Origin of the sequence: Streptomyces sp. TS71-3 (assembly GCF_018327685.1) — a bacterium.
Classification (GTDB): domain Bacteria; phylum Actinomycetota; class Actinomycetes; order Streptomycetales; family Streptomycetaceae; genus Streptomyces.
In genome coordinates this window covers 2,216,553-2,238,221 of sequence record NZ_BNEL01000003.1, presented here as the reverse complement: position 1 = coordinate 2,238,221, position 21,669 = coordinate 2,216,553, and the positions used below count along the sequence as shown (strand labels likewise).

21 protein-coding genes are annotated in these 21,669 nt (G+C 69.9%); 17 read left to right on the top strand and 4 right to left on the bottom strand.

Features of this window, described 5'->3' with window-relative positions; translation table 11 throughout:
- Positions 1-2: 2 nt before the first annotated feature.
- Positions 3-1,835 carry an FAD-dependent monooxygenase gene (locus Sm713_RS33655; RefSeq protein WP_212913736.1) on the bottom strand — a complete coding sequence of 611 codons (1,833 nt, stop codon included), beginning with the start codon at positions 1,833-1,835 and terminating at the stop codon, positions 3-5.
- A gap of 502 nt (positions 1,836-2,337) precedes the next feature.
- Here Sm713_RS33655 and Sm713_RS33650 point away from each other — a divergent pair.
- The 11 genes from Sm713_RS33650 (at position 2,338) to Sm713_RS33600 (ending at position 7,949) form a co-directional block, all read left to right on the top strand.
- Positions 2,338-2,490, top strand: coding sequence for a hypothetical protein (locus Sm713_RS33650; RefSeq protein ID WP_212913735.1), 153 nt, complete (start codon positions 2,338-2,340; stop codon positions 2,488-2,490).
- Complete coding sequence (locus Sm713_RS41855; RefSeq protein ID WP_374196137.1) at positions 2,487-3,023, top strand: DUF6879 family protein; 537 nt, start codon at positions 2,487-2,489, stop codon at positions 3,021-3,023. The genes Sm713_RS33650 and Sm713_RS41855 overlap by 4 nt, the downstream gene beginning before the upstream one ends.
- Complete coding sequence (locus Sm713_RS33640; protein ID WP_212913734.1) at positions 2,956-3,873, top strand: helix-turn-helix transcriptional regulator; 918 nt, start codon at positions 2,956-2,958, stop codon at positions 3,871-3,873. The genes Sm713_RS41855 and Sm713_RS33640 overlap by 68 nt, the downstream gene beginning before the upstream one ends.
- Before the next feature lie 134 nt (positions 3,874-4,007).
- Positions 4,008-4,535: a hypothetical protein gene (locus Sm713_RS33635; RefSeq protein ID WP_212913733.1), complete on the top strand. Its 528-nt coding sequence runs from the start codon at positions 4,008-4,010 to the stop codon at positions 4,533-4,535.
- Positions 4,528-4,674 (top strand): hypothetical protein, encoded by a 147-nt coding sequence (locus tag Sm713_RS33630; RefSeq protein WP_212913732.1) that lies wholly within the window; start codon positions 4,528-4,530, stop codon positions 4,672-4,674. The genes Sm713_RS33635 and Sm713_RS33630 overlap by 8 nt, the downstream gene beginning before the upstream one ends.
- A complete protein-coding gene (locus Sm713_RS33625; protein ID WP_212913731.1) occupies positions 4,638-5,126 on the top strand; it encodes a 3'-5' exonuclease in 489 nt (162 codons plus the stop codon). Before Sm713_RS33630 ends, Sm713_RS33625 begins: the two co-directional genes overlap by 37 nt.
- Positions 5,113-5,751: an aldo/keto reductase gene (locus Sm713_RS33620; RefSeq protein WP_212913730.1), complete on the top strand. Its 639-nt coding sequence runs from the start codon at positions 5,113-5,115 to the stop codon at positions 5,749-5,751. Before Sm713_RS33625 ends, Sm713_RS33620 begins: the two co-directional genes overlap by 14 nt.
- Positions 5,729-6,256: a dTMP kinase gene (tmk, locus tag Sm713_RS33615; RefSeq protein WP_212913729.1), complete on the top strand. Its 528-nt coding sequence runs from the start codon at positions 5,729-5,731 to the stop codon at positions 6,254-6,256. The genes Sm713_RS33620 and tmk overlap by 23 nt, the downstream gene beginning before the upstream one ends.
- A 364-nt stretch (positions 6,257-6,620) precedes the next feature.
- A complete protein-coding gene (locus Sm713_RS33610; protein ID WP_249416870.1) occupies positions 6,621-6,941 on the top strand; it encodes a recombinase family protein in 321 nt (106 codons plus the stop codon).
- Between the two features lie 20 nt (positions 6,942-6,961).
- Complete coding sequence (locus Sm713_RS33605; RefSeq protein ID WP_212915025.1) at positions 6,962-7,231, top strand: hypothetical protein; 270 nt, start codon at positions 6,962-6,964, stop codon at positions 7,229-7,231.
- A complete protein-coding gene (locus tag Sm713_RS33600) occupies positions 7,149-7,949 on the top strand; it encodes a hypothetical protein (RefSeq protein ID WP_212913728.1) in 801 nt (266 codons plus the stop codon). Before Sm713_RS33605 ends, Sm713_RS33600 begins: the two co-directional genes overlap by 83 nt.
- Here Sm713_RS33600 and Sm713_RS33595 read toward each other — a convergent pair.
- From Sm713_RS33595 to mptB, 3 genes are read right to left on the bottom strand one after another with little or no spacing between them, the layout of a single operon-like run.
- Entirely contained in the window at positions 7,874-8,902 is a 1,029-nt protein-coding gene (locus Sm713_RS33595; RefSeq protein ID WP_212913727.1) for a helix-turn-helix domain-containing protein, read from the bottom strand. The genes Sm713_RS33600 and Sm713_RS33595 overlap by 76 nt on opposite strands.
- Positions 8,899-10,035, bottom strand: coding sequence for a glycosyltransferase 87 family protein (locus tag Sm713_RS33590; protein ID WP_212913726.1), 1,137 nt, complete (start codon positions 10,033-10,035; stop codon positions 8,899-8,901). Before Sm713_RS33590 ends, Sm713_RS33595 begins: the two co-directional genes overlap by 4 nt.
- On the bottom strand, positions 10,032-11,594 hold the full coding sequence (gene mptB / locus Sm713_RS33585; protein WP_212913725.1) for a polyprenol phosphomannose-dependent alpha 1,6 mannosyltransferase MptB: 1,563 nt from the start codon (positions 11,592-11,594) through the stop codon (positions 10,032-10,034). Before mptB ends, Sm713_RS33590 begins: the two co-directional genes overlap by 4 nt.
- Before the next feature lie 464 nt (positions 11,595-12,058).
- On the opposite strand from mptB, the gene Sm713_RS33580 reads away from it, so the two are divergent.
- The 6 genes from Sm713_RS33580 (at position 12,059) to Sm713_RS33555 (ending at position 21,644) form a co-directional block, all read left to right on the top strand.
- Positions 12,059-13,105: a LacI family DNA-binding transcriptional regulator gene (locus tag Sm713_RS33580; protein WP_283249838.1), complete on the top strand. Its 1,047-nt coding sequence runs from the start codon at positions 12,059-12,061 to the stop codon at positions 13,103-13,105.
- 464 nt (positions 13,106-13,569) lie between these two features.
- On the top strand, positions 13,570-15,750 hold the full coding sequence (locus tag Sm713_RS33575; protein ID WP_212913723.1) for an endo-1,4-beta-xylanase: 2,181 nt from the start codon (positions 13,570-13,572) through the stop codon (positions 15,748-15,750).
- A gap of 5 nt (positions 15,751-15,755) precedes the next feature.
- The gene (locus tag Sm713_RS33570) at positions 15,756-17,240 is read left to right on the top strand and encodes an ABC transporter substrate-binding protein (RefSeq protein WP_212913722.1); all 1,485 of its coding nucleotides are present in this window, start codon (positions 15,756-15,758) and stop codon (positions 17,238-17,240) included.
- 341 nt (positions 17,241-17,581) lie between these two features.
- Positions 17,582-18,589, top strand: a complete 1,008-nt coding sequence (locus tag Sm713_RS33565; RefSeq protein WP_212913721.1) for a carbohydrate ABC transporter permease — start codon at positions 17,582-17,584, stop codon at positions 18,587-18,589.
- Between the two features lie 13 nt (positions 18,590-18,602).
- Complete coding sequence (locus Sm713_RS33560) at positions 18,603-19,478, top strand: carbohydrate ABC transporter permease (protein ID WP_212913720.1); 876 nt, start codon at positions 18,603-18,605, stop codon at positions 19,476-19,478.
- 156 nt (positions 19,479-19,634) lie between these two features.
- On the top strand, positions 19,635-21,644 hold the full coding sequence (locus Sm713_RS33555; protein WP_212913719.1) for a hypothetical protein: 2,010 nt from the start codon (positions 19,635-19,637) through the stop codon (positions 21,642-21,644).
- Positions 21,645-21,669 lie beyond the last annotated feature (25 nt).

Genomic DNA, 21,669 nt, shown 5'->3' with positions numbered 1-21,669 from the left:
CCTCATGGCGTGCCTCCCCGTCCCAGGATCCGCGACATCGCCGCCGAGAGCGACCCCGCGGGATCCTCCGGCATGCTTGCCACGCGCCACGCGATGTGCTTGTCGGGACGGACGAGCAGGGCACCGTCCTCCTCGACCTCCCGCAACCGGGCCCAGTCGTAGTACAGGTCGGTGACCTCGCGTCCGGGACCGATCACGACCACGGCGAGGTCCACGCCCAGCTCCGCGGCGACCTTCGCGGCGGACGCCTGCCAGGCCTCGCCCGCGATCCCGGTCAGGAGCGTGAACCGGCCGTAGGGCGCGAGGTCGTGCGTGGAGAGCTTGCGGGCGCTGTCCCCCACCCAGGCGTGCGGCAGCCGCCCGCCCGGGACCGTCGAGGGCTCGTAGTACAGCTCGGGGTCGCGGGTGGGCGCGGGGCGCTCGGAGCCGTCGGACGCCACGGCCTCGGAGGTGTAGAACTGGCCGAGCTCGACGCCGTGCGCGTTGAACTCGTAGTTCTTGAGCTCCATGGCCTCAAGCAGCGCCGCCCGCTTCCTGGCCCCGGCGGGCGTGTTCGCCTTGCGCTCCTCCATCTGCTCGACCATCTCGGCCTCGGTCATCCCGCCGTGCACGCCGAGGGCGTCGAAGAGCTGCACGAACTCCCGGCTGGACTGGTTGGCCCGCAGCACGATCTGCCGCGCCACGGGGGCGCGCTCGGCCGTGTACGTCTCCAGCAGCGAGGGCGCCGCCTGCCCGCCCAGCACGGCCGCGAGCTTCCACGCCAGGTTGTACGAGTCCTGCACGGAGGTGTTGGAGCCGAGGCCGTTGGACGGCGGGTGGCGGTGCACGGCGTCCCCGGCGCAGAAGACCCGGCCGGAGTGCAGCCGCGTCGCGTACATCTCGTTGTTGCCCCACAGGGAGGTGCCGGTGATCTCGACGTCCAGGTCCGGGAGGCCCAGCAGGTTGCGGACGATCCGGGTGGCCGCCGCCTCGTCGACGACCGGCGGCTCGTCGTTGATGTCGTAGCCCCACACGACGAGCCACTCGTTCCACGGGCGCACCATGCGCACCAGTCCGGCGCCGATGCCGCCGACGTCGGAGCCCGGCTGGATCACCCAGTACAGGACGGAGGGCCGGTGGCCCACGTACTCGCTGATGTCGGCCTTGAAGGTGATGTTCATGGAGCCGGCGATGTCCATCGCGCCCTCCATGGGCAGCGCGATGTCCTCGGCCACCTTCGACCGGGCCCCGTCGGCGCCGATCAGGTACTTCGCGCGGATCGTGTACCGCAGGCCGGTGAGCCGGTCGAGGACCTCGACGTCGACCTTCTCGGCGTCCTGGGTGTGCGAGAGGTACTCGGTCGAGAACCGCGTCTCGGTGCCGCGGGCCGTGGCGTTCCTGACCAGGATCGGTTCGAGGTAGTTCTGCGGTATGTCGCAGGTGAGCGACGGCGAGGCGAGCCGCTGGTCGGCCTCGCGCGCCGGGTGGGTGCCCCAGGTGAGGATCCGCCCGATCTCCTCCCCGGCGATCGAGGAGCAGAACACGGTGTCGCCGATCAGCGCGTGGTCGGTGGCGTCGGCCAGCACCTCGTCCTCGACGCCGAGGTCCCGGAAGATCTCCATGGTGCGCTGGTTGGTGATGTGCGCGCGCGGCGTGTTCGCGGTCCACCGGTACTTGGTGATCAGGATGTTCGGGACGCCGAGGGTGGCCAGGAACAGCGCGGCCGACGCTCCGGCCGGGCCGGATCCGACGATGAGGACGTCCGTCTCCACGACGGCACCGGTCGACGGTGCGCTCGCGCGCGCCGCCGCCGCGGTCTGACTCGTCGTGGCCCGGCCCTCGTCGACATCCGGCATGGAGTGCCCCTTCGCTGCGCTCGGCCCGCCCGCCGGACCGGTGTGGACGGCAGTGTCGCGCATGGTTCCGCTGGGGCGGGGGGGCCGGGCACTGCTGTGGCGGAAAGTGTCATGTGGTGACGGTTTCCGTGCGGCTTGGGGTGAGCCGGTTGTGCGCAGTTCCCCGCGCCCCTTTCACTTTCGGAGGCCGGGTTTGCGGTTGGCGCGTGCCCCGAGAGAGGCGCGTGGGGACAAGGGGGAGACCTCCTGACCTGTCCACCCCTGTCACGAGTCTCGGACACTCGTTGTGACTGTGACAGTGTGTGAAGAGGGCGGACCCGCAGGCGAGGTTCGCTCGGTGCGCCGTTGACGGGCAACCGCCCGTGGGCCACGATGGGCGAGAACGGTTCGCCAAGTTTCTCGCAACGGAGGCAACGATGCGTGCACAGTTCCTCGGCAAGGAAACCCGGAGTCCCAGGAGGGACAGTCGCCCACCCTGTTCGCCACTGACCGCACCGACCGGGTGACGTACATCGCCCAGGGCTGGGAGGTAACCGACCCCCAGGCGCTCGCGGACGTCGGGGACGTACCCGACCACGAGACCCTGATCGAGATCCCCGAGGACGTACTCAAGATGTATGCCCGCCGCTATCTGGAGCAGGAGGGTCAGCGCTGAGCCGCACGATCGAACCCGGTCCGGAGTTCGGCCAGCTCTTTCGCAGCTTCGAGCACACCGCGTTCCGCTTGGAGACGCGCGACCTCTACAAGTCCGCGAACGAGGCCAGGGCGCTCGACCAGTTCGCAGCTGGTGAGCCGGTGGACATGGGATGGTTCCAGAACTGGTTGAGCATGATCCGGGAGGCAACCGCGGCGGGCCGGCGGTTCTCACGTGTCCGAGTCGTGAGCACGCCTCTCACCGGCTACAGCCGCTTCGGCATCTTCTGCTCGGAGCACACCAACCAGGCCGGCGAGGACATCAGGTATGTGAAGCGTGAGGACGCCTCCGGCCTGCCGGACTACGACTACTGGTTGTTCGACTCGTCCAAGCTGGTGCGGATGCACTTCGATGACGATGAGGACTTCCTGGGCGGCGAACTGATCGAGGACTCCGCGGAGATCGTGAAGCACAACTACTGGCGAGATGCGGCTTGGCACCGCGCCATACGACGGGACGACTTTGCCACCGAAGCGAACGACCGGCATCACTAGCGTTCATGAAGCTCGTGATGCGCTTGGCAAGCGACTCCGCGAGCTGCGCACCGCTGCGGGACTGAGCGGGCGCGCGCTCGCGAAGTCGTTGTCGTGGCCACCCTCCAAGGTGTCGAAGCTGGAGAACGGCAAGCAGACGCCGACCGACGACGACATACGCGACTGGACGCGGGGGACCAACAGCGAGGGCGAGACGGAAGGGCTGCTCGCCTCTCTGCATACGCTTGAGGTGCAGCACGCCGAGTGGCAGCGCCAGCTGCGCGTCGGGCTCAAGCCGCACCAACAAGAGGTCGCGGACATCAACGCCAAGACGCGGCTGTTCCGGGCGTTCGAGTCCACGTTCATCCCTGGCCTGCTCCAGACCGCCCAGTACGCCCGCTACCGCTTCGCCCAGAGCATCACGGTCTTCAAGGTGCGCAACGACATTGACGAAGCAGTGGCCGAGCGGGTCCAGCGCCAAGACATCCTGTACCGGGCCGACAAGCGGTTCCACTTCGTTCTGACCGAGGCCGCCCTCCGCTACCGGCTGTGCCCACCGGAGATCATGCTCGGGCAGCTTGATCGCCTCGTGTCCCTGTCGGCTCTGCCGAACGTGAAGCTCGGCATCATCGGGTTTGAGACGGCCTACGTGGTCGCTCCCTCACACGGCTTCTGGCTGCTGGACAACGACCGCGTGATGGTCGAGACCTTCTCGGCTGAGCTGAACCTTGCCCAGCCGCAGGAGATTGCGCTCTACGGCGGCATCTTCGAGAGCCTGGCCGGAGTCGCCAGTTACGGCCGAAGCGCGCGGGCGATCATCAACAGGGTCATTGACGATCTTGCCCCGGAACCCTCGGAAGATGGCGAGTGACTTCCTAGGCATTCACTCGCCTGGGGATGTTTCGAGAAATACCAAGAAACTTTCTATTCACCACGGCTTTTCCTTCCTACTCTGCCGGTAGGGACGCTGAACGGCGTCCGTCCGCAGAGGACTTGGAGTAGCCAGTGGCCATCCGTGTTGCCCTGTTGAGCAGGGATCAGATCGACAAGCTTCCCGACCGTGCCCGCGAAGTCGTGGAGTACCGCAAGAGCGGCCTCAGCCTGAACCACATCCAGGGGTGCCCTCTGGACTGCGCGTACTGCATCCGGCATACCTACGGCCTGTGGGACCAGCGTGTACCGCGGGCGCTCATGTCCGACGCCCAGGCCGCTGAGGAGCCGGTGACTCACCGGTACTTCCAGCCGCACGTGACCCCGGTGCAGGTGTTCAACCGGGCCACCGACCCGTTCCTCCCGGTCGTCCGGCCGCACACGCTGGCCGTGCTGGAGGACCTGGACGAGCGGGGGCTGACTAACCACGTCCTCGTCATCACCAGGCACCAGATGAAGCCCGAGGACATCGAACGCCTGAACCAGCTCCAGCACATCAAGCTCACGCTGCTGTTCACCTACAGCGGCATCGACGACAAGGACGTCGAGCCCTACCCGTCGTCCGTGGCGGCTGGCTGGAAGGGCGAGAAGCAAGATGACTGACTGGACGAGCCTGAACTTCGTGGTCGTGGACGTCGAGGGCAACGGCCAGCAGCCACCCGACCTGACGGCCAGCAGCCACCCGACCTGGTGGAGCTGGCCGCCGTGCCGATCACCGGTGGGGTCATCGGGGAGCCGCTGAGCTGGCTGGTCAAGCCCGACGCCCCTATCAAGCACTTCGCCACCCGCATCCACGGCCTGACCAACAAGGACGTGGCCAACTGCCCGTCGTTCGAGGCCATCACCGGCAACGTGCTCGCCGCCCTGGACGCTGACGCCCTCGTGGCGCACAACGCCCACGTCGACCTCGGCGTGCTGAGCCGCAAGCTCCCCGGCTGGGAGGCGCCCGAGGTCTTCGACACCCTGAAGCTGGCGCGGCGGTTGGTGCCGGGGCTGGACGGCTACCGGCTCGGGAAGTTGGTCGAGGCGTACAGCCTGGCCGAGGGACTGCCGGAAGACCTCAACCCGCACCGGGCGACATACGACGCACTGGTCGCCGCGCGGCTGTTCGTGTTGCTCGCCACCAAGGCCGCCAGCCTGGAAGACCTGCGTGGCCGACCTCCCAAGGAGGTCGACGAAGATGCCCTCTTCTAACGGCAGGCGCATCGGCTTCGGCTCGATGCAGCTCACTGGCCCTGGCCACTGGGCCGCACCGGACGACCCGGAACAGGCCATGCAGGTGCTCCGCGATGCGGTCGACGCGGGCGTGACGCACATCGACACCGCCGACGCCTACGGTCCGTTCACTGCGGAGAAGTACATCCGCAAGGCGTTGCTTCCCTACCCGGACGACTTGGTCATCACCACCAAGGGCGGCCTGACACGGCAAGGTCCTAACCAGTGGGCACCGTGCGGACGGCCGGAGTACAACGTCGCCAACCGGTCATCAGAAGACGTGCTCCGGCATTGTGAGGTGACCGGCATCTCCTTCGTGCCGTACGCCCCGCTGGCAACGGGTCGGCTCGCAGAACCCCACGCTGTGCTTCACGAGCTGGCCACCGAGTACGGCGTGACACCGGCACAACTCGCGCTGGCATGGCTGCTGCACCGGTCTCCGGCGATGGTGCCAATTCCCGGAACCAGTAACGGCGCACGTCTCCGCGAGAACTTGGCGGCCGAACAGATCAGCCTCACCCCCGAAGCCATGACCGCTATCGAACTGGCGGCCATCGGCCAGAAGCCGGGAGGGGGCGAGGATGAGTCTCAGGCCCTTCTCTGACCACCAGCGCGGCCTGTTCGTCAGCGTCGATGGGCCGAGCGGCGCCGGGAAGTCCACGATCGTCCAGCACCTCGCGCAGCTCCTGGTGGCTGCTGGCGAAGAGGTCCACGTCACGGCCGAGCCGAGCACCGGCCCCATCGGCGCGCTGTGCCGGGAACTGACCGAGACGACCACCGGTCACGCCCTCGCCTGCTTGTACGCGGCCGACCGCTACCACCACCTTGAGGCCGAAGTCCGGCCCGACACCGAGACCGACCGCGTCGTGCTGAGCGACAGGTACATCCCGTCAGGTCTGGTGATGCAGCGGTTCGACGGCATCGACCCGGCCTTCCTCTGGGAGCTCAATGCCGAGGCTGACCGGCCCGACTCGCCGTCATCCTGGAAGCCGACCCCGAGGTCATCTCGGAACGGCTCCAGGAGCACGGCCCGCACAATCGCTTCCAGCTCTCGCCGGGCAGTTCGCACGCTGAGACGCACTCCTACCGGCAAGCCACCGAACGACTGATCCAGGCGGGCTTCGAACGTGCTGCGGGTGAACGTCAACAGGCGACCTCCCGAGCAGTCCGCGGCGCTGATCCGGGACCGGCTTCTGACCTTCTTCGCTCCGGCGGCGGGGTGAGCGGGCGTGGTCGAGACGGTCACCGTCCCCGAGGCGGGTGGCGAAATCGACGCGCTCCACCAGCTCGCCACCGTGGTTCTGAACGAGCACGCCGACGACCGCGGCCTGTGCGCCGTGTGCGCCTGTCCCGTGCGAGCGAGCGGTGCTCGCGGAGCACAACCTCGCCCTCTGAGGAGTCGCCACCCAAGTCGGCCGGACCGGCGGCGGTGAGCCCTGTGCCCGTCGCCGGTCCGGTCATCCAACATCGGAGATGACCGTGAAGCCCTTGATCTACGGCTACATGCGCTCGCCTGACGAAGTATCCGACAGCGAACTCGACCACGCGCTTTCCGAGATGGAGCGCTTCGCCGAGGCCGAGGGCTTCTGTTATGCGACAACGTTCTTCGAGTGTCAGGAAGGTTCACGCTCGGCGTTCGAGGAGCTGGTTGCCGAACTCAAGCGTGCCGAAGCACGGCACGTCGTTGTGCCGTCTCTGGATCACCTGTCGGGCCATCAGCTTCTGCGCGACCACATGGTCGAACGCCTGGAGCGCGTCGCCAACGCCTGTGTGCTGACACCGGACAGTGCGTAGTGGATCGGCGCGACTTGAGCATGGCGATCGTCCAGCAGCTCAAGGACATCAACACCGACGCTGGCCAGTTCGTCGCAGGTCTGCTGAGCTACGACATCTCCCGCGAGGACCAACTCACCTTCGCGTTGCGGCTGGTGCGGCTGGCCGGACAGATCAAACAGCGAGCGAGCAGCACGGCTGGAATGGTCATTGAAGGAGACGTTCCCCATGACGGTGGTAGCAGACGACCTGCGCTCACGGCCGGAGCAGCTGAACCGGCCGGCCATCCCGGCCCCGCGGTCGATGAATGAGCGACCCTGCCCCAAGGCCATAGTCGATCTCACCTTGGCCGCGACGTCCACGGCGGTCAACATCGGTGTGATGTTCCTGCGCCACACCCTGACGGACTGGCAGCGCGACGAGCTGGGCACCAACGGCGAAGTCGTGCTCTTCGAGCTGATCTCGCAGGCCGTGACGCTGACGGGCGTGCCTGAACCGTCCCCGCGCTGGACGGAGCTGACTGACCTCGCGCTCATCCGCGTGCGCCTGGTGCTGCTGGAGACCGGGGTCGTTGTCGAGGTAGCCGACCGCCATGACCAGCCGCCGACGTGGGCGGACGCGGTGACGTCGCTGTGCTCGCGGTGGAGTTCTTACCGCACCAACGTCGGGCGGGTGGTCTGGTGTGAGCTTGCGCCGCCCACGTACGAGCTGACCGAGAACGGCCTCCCGAAGCGAGTTCGACAGAAGGCTGCGGGCCCCAACCCGAGGCCGGCGGCGCCGGTCGATGTGGAGCTTCTGCGGCGCGTACGTGAGGGGCTGGAAGCGCTGTTTATCCCGAGAGAGGCGCGGGGAACTGCGCGAGAAGCCACAGCGTGCCCGCAGCAGACCACCGAACCGGGCCATGGAAAGGGAGCGGAGAACTGCGCGAGCGGCCGGGGCGTGCCCGCGGCAGGTCAGCACGGCCCTGAGCCTTCGCCGCGGGTCCGGCGCCGTCCCGCGCCCGGGGGCGTGCCGGTGTGCTCGCGGTAGACCCGGGAGAAGTGGCCCACGGAGGTGAATCCGCAGCGCAGCGCGATCCGCTCCACCGGCTCGGAGGAGAGCGACGGTGCCCGGAGCATCCGCTCGGCCAGTTCGACGCGGCGCTGCTGGATGTAGCGGGGCACGCTGGTGCCCTCCTCGGCGAAGATCCGGGAGAGGTGCCGCTCGCTGACCCCGATGCCCCGGGCGATGCGCGCCGCCGACAGGTCGTGGGACCGCAGCCTCTGCCGGATGTACGCCTCGGCGGCCGCGTAGTGCGAGGCCGCCGAGCGGTTGGCCGGCTCCAGAAGGGTGGCGACCAGGTCGAGCAGGGCGTCCTCGTCGGGCCGGCCGCCGCCGTTCCCGCGCGGCCCGACGGACCGGGCGACCGCACGCGCGAGTGCCTGGGCGTAGAGGTTCACGTGCGGGGATCCGTCGAAGTCGAGGACGACGGGGGCGGTGGGCACCGTCCGGTCCGATATCTCGCCGAACACCGACTTGGGAATCTTGACGGCCAGCTCTTCCAGGCCCTGGGAGAAGCCGCGCATGAAGGGCCGGTCGACGTCGCAGAGCAGCAGCTGACCCGGGCGGACGGTACGCACCCCCTCGTCGTGGTAGAAGAACGCCTCGCCGACGAGGGTGAAGTACAGGGCGACGGAGTCGGTGGGCGAGGCCCGGACGACGTCCGCGGTCCGCTCCACCACGTGGGAGTTCCCCTCCACGTGGGCCAGGTGCAGCCGGGGCAGCTGGAGGTTGGTCTCGCTCGCCTCCAGCGACGTGCCGGCGAGGGTGCGGCAGCGCAGCCCCACCAGGGAGGCGGCGTTGTGCGCTTCCCACAGCTCGATGCGGCGGCTCTCCGACAGACCCGCCAGGCCCCTGGTGCTGAACCGCACGGCCGTGGGCACGGCGCCGCCGCCACCGCCGTCCGGCGGGGCCGCGGGCGGTGGCGAGGGGAGGCCTGTCATGGGGTGAACTGTAGTGGCCGGCCCGCCGGGCCAGGGTCCGGGGCCGCCAGGCGCGGCAGCGTGACCAGGAACCACACCGCCAGCCACACGTAGGCGTTGGAGCCGATGAAGCCGAGGGGGCCCGAGGCGTCGAAGCGCCAGATCCACACGATGCTGCTGCACAGCATGACGTAGGCGATGACGCTCGCGGTGCGCCGGCCCGACCGGATGAGCAGCGCGAGCGCGGGCAGCAGCCAGACCAGGTGGTGGACCCATGTGACCGGGCTGATCAGGCAGGCCGCGACGCCGGTGAGGGCGATGCCGGTGCGCTGGTCGGTGCGGCGCACGAGGACGGCCCAGGCGCAGAGGACCGCGAGGACCGCCAGCGCCCACACGATGCCGCCGCCGGGGTCGCCCAGCCGGGCGAGGACTCCGCGCAGGGACTGGTTCGACACATAGGCGGGCACGCCGACGCGGTGGGTGTTCCACAGCTCGTGGCCCCAGTAGCGCCGGGAGGGGCCGGGCGCGAGCAGCCAGCCGAGGGCCGTGGCGGCCAGGGCGGTGGCCCCGGCGATCCCCGCCTGGCGGCGCCGTCCGGTCAGCGCCAGGTAGAGGATGAACAGCGCGGGGGTGAGCTTGAACGCGGCGGCGACACCGGTGGCCACGCCCGAGAAGCGGCCGAGGCGCGAGTCGCCCAGCACCAGGGCGAGCAGCACCAGGTTGACCTGGCCGAAGCTGAACGTGTCGCGCACCGGTTCCAGCAGGATGAACAGGCAGGCCACGACGGCGTAGCCGGTCCAGTCGGTCATCCGGCCGAGCAGCGTCCGCACGATGAACGCGGAGGCGGCGACGTTCAGCACGAGGATCGCGCACACGGCGACGGGGCTGCTCATCAGGGCCAGCGGCAGCATGCAGACGGCGGCGAAGGGCGGGTAGGTGAACCCGTACTGCGTGCCCGGGATCACGAAGTCGTAGATCTGCCCGCCGTGCCAGACCCAGGAGTGCACGGTTCCCCAGTACACGTACAGGTCGAACCAGTCGCGGAAGAGCGGGACGGTGGCCGTGAACAGGGCGGTCGCGCAGATCAGCAGGAGCACCGAGGGCACCGGCCAGCGCCGCACGGCCCTGACGGTCAGGGCTCCGATGGCCCTCATGATGCGGTGTGCACGCTGCGTGCCCGCATGTCCAGGCCGAGCAGGCAGAGGGCGGCCAGCGCGGCGAGTGCGCCGCCGGCCACGGCTATCTTCAGTTGCGTGGCGTCGGCGGCGGAGCCGCTGGGGAGCACGACGAGGGCGAGGACGCCGCTGGCGGCCGCGGTCCAGCGCCGGGTCCGGCCGGGTGGCGCCGCGGCGGCTATCAGGAACAGCCCCCACAGCATGTACCAGGGGCGTATCGCGGGGGCGAGCACGGCAGCGGCCGCGAGGCTGACCCCGAGCGCGTACACCGAGCCGAGCCGGGCCCGGTGCCACCAGGCGAGGGCCGCGATCACCGCGGTGGCGCCCAGGCCCACCATCCTCCAGAAGTCGACCACCAGCGGGGCGAGACTGCTTCCCGCGTCGGCCAGCATCCGGCCGGTGACCCGTCCGAGGGCGGCCATGGGTGCCCAGTTGTGGGCGCTGACGGGGGTGCCGAGGGCCGATATCCAGCCGTAGCCGGTACCGGTCAGCGCGGTCACCACGGCGGTCACCAGCAGCGCCACGGCGGTGGTCGCGAGGACCGCACGCACCGCCCTCCAGCGGCCCGTCAGGCGCGCCGACCACAGGGAGCCGACGGCCACCAGGCCCAGCGCCGCGGGCGCCTTGACGAGTGCGGCGAGCGTCACGAGGACGGCGGCGGCGACGGGCCATCCGACGGTGTAGCCCTGCGTGCGGGGGGCGTCCTGCTTCCCCGGCTCGCCAGGTCTGCGGAGCCTCCAGGCGTTCCCGAACCGCCAGAAGCCCGCGGGCACCCTGGGCCTCGCAAGTCCCCAGGCGCTCCCGGGCTCTTCGAGCCCCCCGCCGTCCGGGGCGCCGCGGCGGCTGCCGCTGAGTGCGGCCAGCAGTCCGGCGCCGAGCAGTCCGAGCATCACCGCGTCGTTGTGCGCGCCCCCTATCAGGTGCTGGAGCACCAGCGGGTTGAGCCCGCCGAGCCAGATCGCCGCGGAGGGGTCGACGCCGCACCGCCTGGCCAGCACCGGCAGGAAGACCACCATCAGGGCGACTCCGACCAGCGCGAGTATCCGCATGCCCAGCAGCCCGCCCGGCTCCAGCAGCCGCGCGAGTCCGAGGAACACCGGGCCGTACGGCGCCGGGCTGGCGCGCCACATCGGCTCGACGTTCGCGACGAGCGGGCCGCCCAGGTGGTCGGGGCCCATGGAGTAGACGTCCATGTGGGCGTTCACCATGGCGCCCTGCGCGAGGTAGCTGTAGATGTCCCTGCTGAACAGCGGTGGCGCGAGCACCAGCGGCACGCCCCAGATGACGAGTGTGAACTGCAGCTCCCGCGGCGTCGGCCGGGCCCCGGCGCCCCCTGAGACCAGCCGGCCCAGGCACCACCAGGCCCCTATGAGGAGGACGAGGCCGAAGTACGAGAGGAACAGGCCGAGGGCCGGGTGCTCGGCGGACGGTCGCATCACGTCCTGGACCGGCAGCGCCCCCGCGCCTCCGATGCTCCCGAGCGCCAGCACCGCCGACCCTGCAAGCCCGAGCAGACGGCAGCCCTTGATGTTCAACACGGCCCTGAGGCTGATCGCTTTCGGTGACACGAGGACGAATGGGGGGCGTCCTGGAGCTTACAGCTTGACGAGTCCCGGCAGGACAGAGCCGTTCGGAGGCGGAAACAGGACGAGTGGGTATCCACCGCCCGATGGCCGGAAGAAGCCTCGAAGAGGCGCTCACGAAGCCCTGGGGGAAGCCCTGAGGGAAGGCGGTCCGGGAGCCGCCGGAGAGGGCTCGCCGCCGCGCGGCAGGCTCGCGTGGCAGAGGAGAGTACCCCCCTCGCCCTGCCGAACCGGCCTCCGGATCCGCCCCGTTCGCAACTGAATCGGTCAGACGCATTGACGGTGGACCAGTCCAACGTTAACTTCCGTGCACAGCGTTGGATCGGTCCAACGGACCACTTGTGGCCCGCGTTGGACCAGTCCACACAAGGCCGTCCTAACCGTCCGATGAGCACCGCCGACTGATCGGGGACCGGGCAATGGGGAAATTGACGATCCGTGATATCGCGCGGCTTTCCGGGCTTTCGAAATCCACCGTCTCGCTGGTGCTCAACGACAGCCCGCGGGTCGACCCCGCCACCCGGCGCCGGGTCCTGGCCGTCATGGAGCGCCACAACTACGTGCCGAGTTTCGCCGCGACCGCGCTCGCGAAAGGCAACACGCGGCTGATCGGCATGGTTGTCCCCGGCCTGACCTGGCGGATGGTCGCGCCGATCAACTACGGGGTCGCCAGCATCATCGAGCAGAGCAAGTACGAGATGCTGCTGTACACGGCCACCAACGACCGGGGCTACGACGGCGTCATCGACCGGGTGCTCGGCTCGGGGCTCTCCGCCGGCCTGCTCGTCGTCACGGGCGACCACCCGCTCGCCCCCCTGGAGCAGTTGCACCGCGACGGGCTGCCCACCGTCCTGATCAACACCCTGGCCGAGGAGGTGGACCTGCCCTCGGTGGAGGCGGACAACTTCGCCGGGGGTGTGGCCGCGGCGCGGCACCTGCTGTCGCTCGGGCACCGGCGGATCGCGTGCGTGCTCGGCCCGTTGCGGTTCCCCGGGTTCCACGAGCGGCTGCGCGGCTGCCGCGACACCCTCGCCGAGGCGGGGATCGCTCCGGATCCGAAGCTGGACGTGGAGACCGGGATGCACGAGGAGCTGATCCGGGGCCGCACCGCCGAGCTGCTCGAACTGCCTCAGGCAGAGCGGCCCACGGCGTTCTTCGCCTTCAACGACCCGGCCGCGTTCATCGTGCTCGACGAGGTCGCGCAGCACGGCCTGCGGGTGCCGGAGGACATCGCCGTCGTCGGGTTCGACGACATCGAGGCGGCGTCGCACGTGCGGCCGTCGCTGACCACCGTCCGCCAGCCGTTCGTGGAGATGGGCAAGCGCGCGGCACGGATGCTGCTCGACCTGGTGGAGCCCGCTGCCGGCACGCCCGGGGGCGGGGCGGCAGGGCCCCCGCACGAACGCGTCGTACTGCCCACGGAACTGATCGCCAGGGCCAGCACCGGGCCCTCTCGGAGCACGTGACCGGGTCCTTTCAAAAGTCCGGCGCATTCGACGTCACGCTCTTTCGCCGCGCTCTTCGTCCACGCTCTTTGTCCACGGCTCTTGTTCACGTACTTGTCAACGTCCTTGTTCGCGTTCTCATTCACTTAGTTCGCTCTCGCTCTCTGAAATCTCGCCCTCCAATGCGCTCACCATCCCACGCGAGCCGCGAAGTCGAGCCGATCACCCGAGCCCGAGCGCTCAGGATTTGAGCTCGCAAACGATCCGGGAATCTCCTGTCGTACCTGGGTTCTCAGGAACGGAGCCGCAGCACGGTGCATCAGGGCGCCGCGCACACATCGAGTCCCGAAAGGGTCGGCACAGTGAGACCAAGACAGAGAAAGCTCGTCAGAAAGTCAGGTGCACCACTAGCCCTTCTCCTCCTTGCCGCCTTCTCCGCCCACGCCGCTCCGGCGGCGGCCGAGGCAGCCGCCCCCTTCGAGGTCATGCCGGCGGACCCGCTGGCCGCCTTCACCGAGTTCAAGGGCGCCCCTGCACCGACGGCGCAGGTCGTACCGGTCTCCGGCAATCCGGACTTCGACCGGGCACTTCAGATCAGGACCACCGCGAGCCCGTCGAGCACGGGCCTGGACGGCGAGTACCAGATGACCCTCGGCGCCCCCACCGGCGCCGCGGTGAACGCGAACGACGCCATGGTGGCCACGTTCTGGGCGCGTTCGATCACCCCGGTCGACGACTCCTCCCACGCCTCGTTCGTCGTCGAACGCGACGGCACCACGTTCAGGAAATCGGCGAACGCCGCCCTGAGGTTCGGCTCGGCCTGGCAGAAGTTCACCTTTCCGTTCCGCATGGCCGAGGGTTACGCCCCCGGCGAGGCGCATGTGAACTTCTGGCTCGGCTACGGGGCGCAGACCTTCCAGATCGCCGGCCTGTCCGTGCTCGACTACGGGTCGGGCGACCCCGCGGGCTGGCCCAGGGCGACCTACGCGGGCCGCGAGTCCGACGCCGCCTGGCGCGCTGCCGCGGCGCAGCGGATCGACCAGTACCGCAAGGGCGACCTGAAGGTGAACGTCGTCGACGCCGCGGGCAAGCCGGTCTCCGGCGCCTCGGTGAAGGTCGAGATGCAGAAGCAGGCGTTCGACTTCGGCACGGCCGTGGACCCGGCCACGATGAACCAGAACACCTCCGACGGCCAGATGTACCGCCAGAAGGTGCAGGACGACTTCAACGAGGTCAGCTTCGGCACCAACCTCCAGTGGAACCACTGGGCGAACGCCACGGAGAAGAACAACGTCACCCTGCCCGCGATGAAGGCGATCCGGGGCCAGGGCAAGGCGTACACGCGCGGCGCCCACCTGATGTGGGGGTCGTTCAGCAACGGCAACATCCCGCCGGACATCGTGGCGCTCAAGGGCGATCCGGCGGCGCTCGGGCAGGCCGTCGACAGCCACATCACCGACGAGGTGTCCAACCTGGCCGGCTCGGTCGACGGGTGGAACGTGGTCAACGAGCCGTACTCCGAGCACGACGTCACCGACGTCCTGGGCACCGGCAGGACCAGCCACTGGTTCGACGTGGCGCGGCTGGCGGACCGCAAGGCCGACCTCGTCCTCAACGACTACGACCTCATCGAGGACAACGGCTGGAACACGCGGCACCAGAACTTCGACTACAACCTGATCCAGAAGGTCAAGTCCGACGGCGCCCCGATCGGCGGCATCGGCTTCCAGAGCCACTTCAGCGGGCTCCAGCTCACCCCGCCCGACGACCTGCTGAAGCTCTTCGACAAGTTCGGCGCCCTCGGGCTGCCGATGGCCGTGACGGAGTTCGACGTCGCCACACCCGACGAGCAGCTCCAGGCCGACTACACCCGCGACTTCCTCACCCTGGCGTACAGCGTCCCCCAGATCACCGGGGTCGGCACCTGGGGCATCTGGGAGAAGAACATCTGGAACCCGCAGGTGGCGCTCTTCCGTGCCGACTGGTCCGCCAAGCCCAACGGGCAGGCCTGGGAGGACCTGGTCAGAAACCAGTGGTGGACCGACGCCTCCGCCACCACCGACGCCGACGGCAGCTCCACCACGCGCGGCTTCCTCGGCGACTACACCGTCACGGTCACCGCGAACGGCGCCACCGAGAAGGTGCACGTGTCGATGCCGGGCAACACCGGCAAGACCGTCACCGTGGTCGCCGACGGCACCTCGTCCGACGACACCGACCTGCTCGGCAACGGCGGCGCGGAACAGGGCCCGAACGGCTGGTACGGCTTCGCGCCCAGCACGGTGAAGGCCGACACGGCGAACCCGCACACCGGTGACACCGCGATCCGGTCCGTCGGGCGCACCGCGGAGTGGCAGGGCCCGGCCGAGGGCGTGCAGGTCGCCTCGGGCCAGACCTACACCAGCGACGCCTACGTCAAGCTTCCGTCCGGCGCCTCCACCGTCGCGAAGCTCCAGCTCAAGCTCACCTACACGGACGGCACCTCCCTGACCGTCCCGCTCGCCCAGGGGACGGTGTCCACGACCGGGTGGACGCACGTGCAGTCCCCGACACCCGTGCGGGTCACGGCCGCCAAGGCCGTCGACCACGCCGAATGGTGGGTCAGTACCTCGTCCGGCACCGCCGACCTGCTGGTCGACGACGCCTCGCTCAGAAACGGAGCGTAGACACCATGTCCCGCACTCTCAGCAGGCGCGGGTTCCTGTCCGCCTCGGCCGCGGCGTTCGGCGCCGCGGCCGTGGGCGGGGGGCTCACCGCGTGCAGCACCTCCTCCGGCGGCGACGCCCCGCCCGGCACCCGCACCGTCAAGCACTGGGACTGGTACGTCAGCCAGGAGCCCTGGATCAAGTCCGAGATCGAGCTCTTCCAGAAGCGCCACCCGAAGATCAGGATCGACCGGAGCGTCCAGGTCAGCGACAAGTACCCCGACCTGGTCAACCTGGCCTTCCGCGGCGGCGACACCCCGGACATCCTCATGGTCCCCGCCACCCCGACCTTCCCCGACCAGGTGAGCAAGGGCTGGCTGCACCCGCTGGACCAGTGGGCCACCGACACGTGGCGCTCGCGGTTCCCCGCGGACAGCTTCTTCAACGGCGTCGACATGGCCGAGGACAAGATCTACAGCGCGCCCTTCGGCGGCAACGCCCCCTGGGTGCAGCTCTACATCCACAACGGCCTCTTCAAGGAGGCGGGCCTGGTCAACGCCGACGGCAGCGTGGCGATACCGCGGACGTGGGACGACGTCACCCGCGCGGCGGAGGCGGTGACGAAGAAGACGGGCGGCAAGGCGTACGGCCTCGGCTTCGGCAACGCCCAGAACGCGACGTTGACCTGGTGGATCGAGCTGTTCGTGCGGGGCGCCGGATCCCCCGCCGGCTACGGCACCGACGGCCCCGACTACCGCGTCGGGAAGTGGACGTTCGGCAGCGACCGCAACTACGCCGACTTCCTCTCGCTGCTCCTTGAGTGGAAGAAGAAGGGCTACGTCTATCCGAGCGCGATGAGCGTGTCGGACGAACAGGCCCGCGCGTTCTTCGAGCGCGGCAAGTTCGCGATGACGGTCGGCGGTGTGTGGAATCAGGCGACGTGGACGGAGCACAAGTTCACCGACTACAGCCTCACCACGCTGCCCTCGCCGACCGAGAAGCCCAAGGCGTTCTTCTACTACCCGCCCGGCGGCCGGGTGTGGGGGATCGCCAAGGACACCCACGAGGCCGACGCCAGCTGGGAGTGGTTCAACTGGCTGCACAGCCCGGAGGCCGGGCAGCGCTGGGTCGAGGCGGGGCAGGGCCTCTCGATCTTCCCGGAGGCCAACCAGAAGGCGAAGATCAAGGACGAGCGGTTCCAGGCGTTCGTGGACACCCGCAAGTGGGCCCTGCCGTGGCCGGTGCCGGCGATCCGCAACCCCGATGTCTCCAAGGTCGTCCTGCCCGCCGTCAAACCGGACCTGCCGGACGTGGTGGCGGGCCTCTACACCGGCCAGGTGGGCAACATGGGGGACGCGCTGAGCGCGCTGGAGGACCGCAGGAACGCTGCGCTGGCTTCGGCCGTGAAAAAGGCTCAGGCCCAGGGGGCCAAGGTGAGTCTCTCCGACTGGGTGTTCTCCGACTGGGACCCGACGAAGCCGTACCGGAACAAGCCGGGCAAGCCGGCTTGACCGCTGCGCCGTTCCCCGGCGCCCCTCAAAGGCGGGGCTGCGCCCCGGACTACCCAGGGGCGCGGGGTGGGGGCACCTCCCACGCCCTCAAGGCAGTGGGGGAGCGACCAGCCACGACTGGGGGTACCTCCCACGCCCTTCAGGCAGTGGGGGACGTCACGTCGTCACCGTCCCAAAGGGGCAGTTTCTGCCGTCTCCGGACCACCGGCCGGTGGTGGGTTGCTCGCGCAGTTCCCCGCGCCCCTTTCAAGCCGGGGCTGCGCCCCGATAGGGGCGCGGGGAACTGCGCGAACGGCCACGACGAAACCGCCACGTCGTCACCGAGCGACAGGAGGGGATGAATGCACCTCATCGACACCGCGCGCCCACCGGGCGCCACCGCACCGCCGGGCCGCGCGCTCCCGCAAAGAGCCAAGAATCCCGGCCCATGGCAGCGCATACGCGCTGCACGGTGGAGCTACCTGTACCTGGCCCCCCTCATGGTGCTGGTGCTCACCTTCGTGGTGTACCCGATCGTGGGCTCCCTGGTGTACACGTTCTACCAGTGGAACGGCATCGGCGACCCGTCCGACTTCGTGGGCCTCGCCAACTTCCGGCAGATCGCGCACGACCACATCTTCTGGAACGCCGTCGCCCACACGTTCGTCTACGCGATCGTCGTGGTCCCCGTGCAGCTGGTCCTCGCGCTGGTGCTCGCGCTGGTGCTGAACAACAAGAAGCTGCGCTTCTCGTCGTTCTACCGCACGCTGTTCTTCCTGCCGGTGGTCACCTCCCCCGCCGTCGTCGGCGTGGTGGTCCAGCTGATGCTGTCCAACTTCGGCGACTCGCTCAACGGCTGGCTGCTCGACGCGCACATCATCCACGCCCCGGTGGACTGGCTGGGCAACCCGCACATCGCGCTCGGGATCATCATCCTCGTCGGCATCTGGCAGACCCTGGGCTACAACCTCGTCTACTTCCTGGCCGGGTTGCAGACCATCCCCGAGGAGATCAACGAGGCCGCGAAGATCGACGGGGCGGGCCGGGTGCGGGCGTTCGTGCACATCACCGTGCCCATGCTGCGCTCGGTGGGCGTGATGATCGTGATCCTGGCCTTCATCGGGTCGTTCCAGATCTTCGACCTGGTCCAGGTGCTCACCGACGGCGGGCCCTACTTCGGCACCGAGGTCGTCAACACCTACATCTACCACCTGGCCTTCGGGGGCAACTCGGCCGCCGCGGTGGAGCCGAACGTGGGCCTCGCCTCGGCCGCCTCCTTCTTCTACGGCCTGATGCTCATCGTGTTCTCGGTCCTCCAGGTGCTCATCTTCCGTTCGATCGCCAAGCGCCGCGCCGCGGGGCGCGCGTGAAGGAGCCGTGTCCATGGCCTTGATCTCCGCCCCCCGCCGCGGCCCGGTCCGCCGCGGCGCGTTCCGCCGGGGGCTGCGCATGGGACCGACCCATCTGGTGCTGCTGGTGTGCGGCCTGCTCTGGCTCTTCCCGTTCCTGTGGACGCTCGGCAGCTCCCTCAAGAGCCCCGACGGGTTCTTCTCGCAGGGACTCGACCCGATACCGAAGGACGTGCACCCGGGCAACTACGCCGCGGCGTGGAGCGAGGCGTCGTTCGGCCGCTTCTTCCTCAACACGGTGCTCATCGCGGGCGGCACGGTGGTGGTGACGCTGGCCGCCACCTCGATGGCCGGGTACGTGCTCGCCCGGACCCGGTTCCCCGGGCGGCGGATCGCCATCGGGCTGATCTCGGTGACGATGTTCCTGCCGCACGGGTACACCATCATCCCGATCTTCGACATCATCCGCCGGCTCGGCCTGCTGAACTCGCTCTGGTCGGTGATCATCGTCCAGTCCTCCAGCGGCCTGGTCTTCGCGACGTTCCTGTTCATGGGCTACTTCTCGACCATGGACCGGGAGCTGGAGGACGCCGCCAGGGTGGACGGCGCCGGCTTCCACCAGACGTTCTGGCGGGTGATGCTCCCGCTGTCCGGGCCGATGCTCGCCACCGTGGGCCTGTTCACCTGCATCAGCGCCTGGAACAGCTTCTTCATCCCGCTGGTCTTCACCCTGTCCCGGCCCGACCTGCACACGCTCTCGGTCGGCATGTACTCCTTCCTCGGCCAGAACTCCACCGACTGGACGCTGCTGTGCGCGGGCTCGGTGATCACCCTGATCCCGATCATCGTCGTCTTCCTGCTGTTGCAGCGGTACTTCGTCAACGGCCTGGCAGGGGCGGTCAAGCAGTGACCGGCGGCGTCCGGGCTCCCCGCGGGCAGCCGCGCGACCCCCCGCCCGCGGTGCCCCGGGGCCTTCGGCCCACCGACGTGCCGAAGGCCTCCCCCGCCGCCCCGACGGCCGGGGAGCATCCCACCGTCCCGCTCGCCGAGTTGCAAAGGATCATCCGTGACCCGTTACGCACTCAACGACTTCGACTTCGACCTGCGCCGCGCGGTCGCCGGACCGCTCTGGACGACCAGCGGATGGAGCACGGTCTCGCCCGAGCCGGGCACCGTCTGCTCGGTGGCCGGGTTCTTCGCACCCCCCTACGCCGCTCCCGGCACCCGGCTCGGCATCGGGTTCGAGGTGGCCGGGCGGCGCATCCCGGACGCGGGACCCGCCGGGATGGGCGCCCGCGGGCTGCTGCTGTCCGGTGGCACCTGGCGGCTCGACGGCATCGAGCGGCACGGCACGTACCACCGGCGCACGGAGGGGGAGCTCGTCTCGCTGCGGGTGTCCAGCACGCTGACTCCGCTGCACGGGCAGGCCGGCTACGCGCTGCGGGTGCGGGTCCACAACCGCGGTGACGCGCCGGTGCCGGTGCGGCTGCTGCCGGAGCTGTCCGGGCGTGCGGGGCAGGTTCCGCTCGGCCTGTGGGGCTGGATGCCGCCCGAGCCGTCCGCCGGGTCCCCGGAGGCGCTCGACATGGCCGTCGAGGACCGGGAAAAGGTGGTCCCGGCCGGCGCGGGGGCCGAGTTCGTGCTCGCCGTCCGGGTCGGGGAGACCGCGGCACCCGGCACGCCGCGGCAGTGGGCCGAGCACGCCGAGCAGCGGATGCGGGCCCGCGTCGAACGCGCTCTGGCACGGGTGCCGGTGCTGCGCACCGACGTTCCCGGGCTCGACGGCTACTACCGCCGCTCGCTCGCCAGCGGCCTGGTCAGCCTCTGGGACAACCCTTCGTTCGCCACGGTGCCGTTCGTCGCGACCTCCGGGATCGACGGCGGCGCGCTGTGCGCCTACGCCTGGGACACCGGCGGCTACGCCCCGCACACCCTCGCCCTGATGCTCGGCGACGGCGTCGTCGACCTGGTGGAGGCGATGGTGAAGGCGGACCTCACCGAGCACTACGCGATCGCCCCGGACGGCACCGGGGTGGGTGTCGCCTACGCCTACAGCGGCTGGTCCCTGATCTGCCTGGCGGCCGCCGCGGCCTGCCACACGGGCCTCTCCCCGCACCTGGTCGGCCGGCTGCACCAGGTCGAGGCGGCGCTGTCCGACCGCTTCCCGGCGCGCGGCGTGCTGCGCGACTACGGCGGCCACGAGAACCTGCTGGAGATGCGCTCCACCGGCTGGGAGCACGTGGTGGCCAGCCCCAACGCCGAGCGCGCGGCGAGCCTCGACACCCTCGCCGACCTCGCGGCGGCCACCGGCGCCGCGCTGCCCGCGGACGGGCTGCGCCGGGAGGCGGACCTGATCCGGCGTGCCGTGGCCGAGGAGCTGTGGGACCCGCGGGCCGGATGGTTCCGCAGCCGCCACCCCGGCGGGCACGACGAGACGGTCTACTCGGTGCAGGCCTTCGACGCGCTGCGCGCCGGCGCGTGCACCCCTGCGATGGCGCGCGAGCTGCTCCGGCACCTGCGGGACGGGGCGTTCCTGGGCCGCTACGGCGTCAGCAGCGTCTCGGCCGAGGACGGCCGCCACTACGAGCTCGGCGACGTCGACTGGTCGGGCGGCGGGGCCTACACGGGCGAGACGCCGCAGCTGGCACTCACCCTCTGGGAGCGTGGCGAGTCGGCACTCGCCTGGGACGTGCTGTCCCGGGTGCTGTGGATGGGCGACCACTTCCCGTACTACCCGCAGGACCACTACTGCGACCGGCCCGGGGCGCAGCCGACCGGCCGCCGCGCGAACGTCGTCGCGGGCCTGACCGGGGCCGAGGCCCTGCTGGTCGGGCTCGCGGGCCTGCGTCCGGGACCGGACGGCGGCCTGGCGCTGCTGCCGCGCCCCGGGCTGCCCGGCGAGGTGTCGCTGACCGGCATCGGCTACCGGGGGCACCAGGTGGACGTCCGCGTGGACGCGTCCGGGTGGGAGGCGGCGGTGGACGGCCGGGCGGTGCGCGCCTCGGGCGACGGGCCGGTGGAGGCCCTGCCGCCCGGCGCCCCGTTGGCGGACGCGCCCGGTGCGGGGCGCGGATGACGGGCGGGCGGGCCCGCCGCGGTTG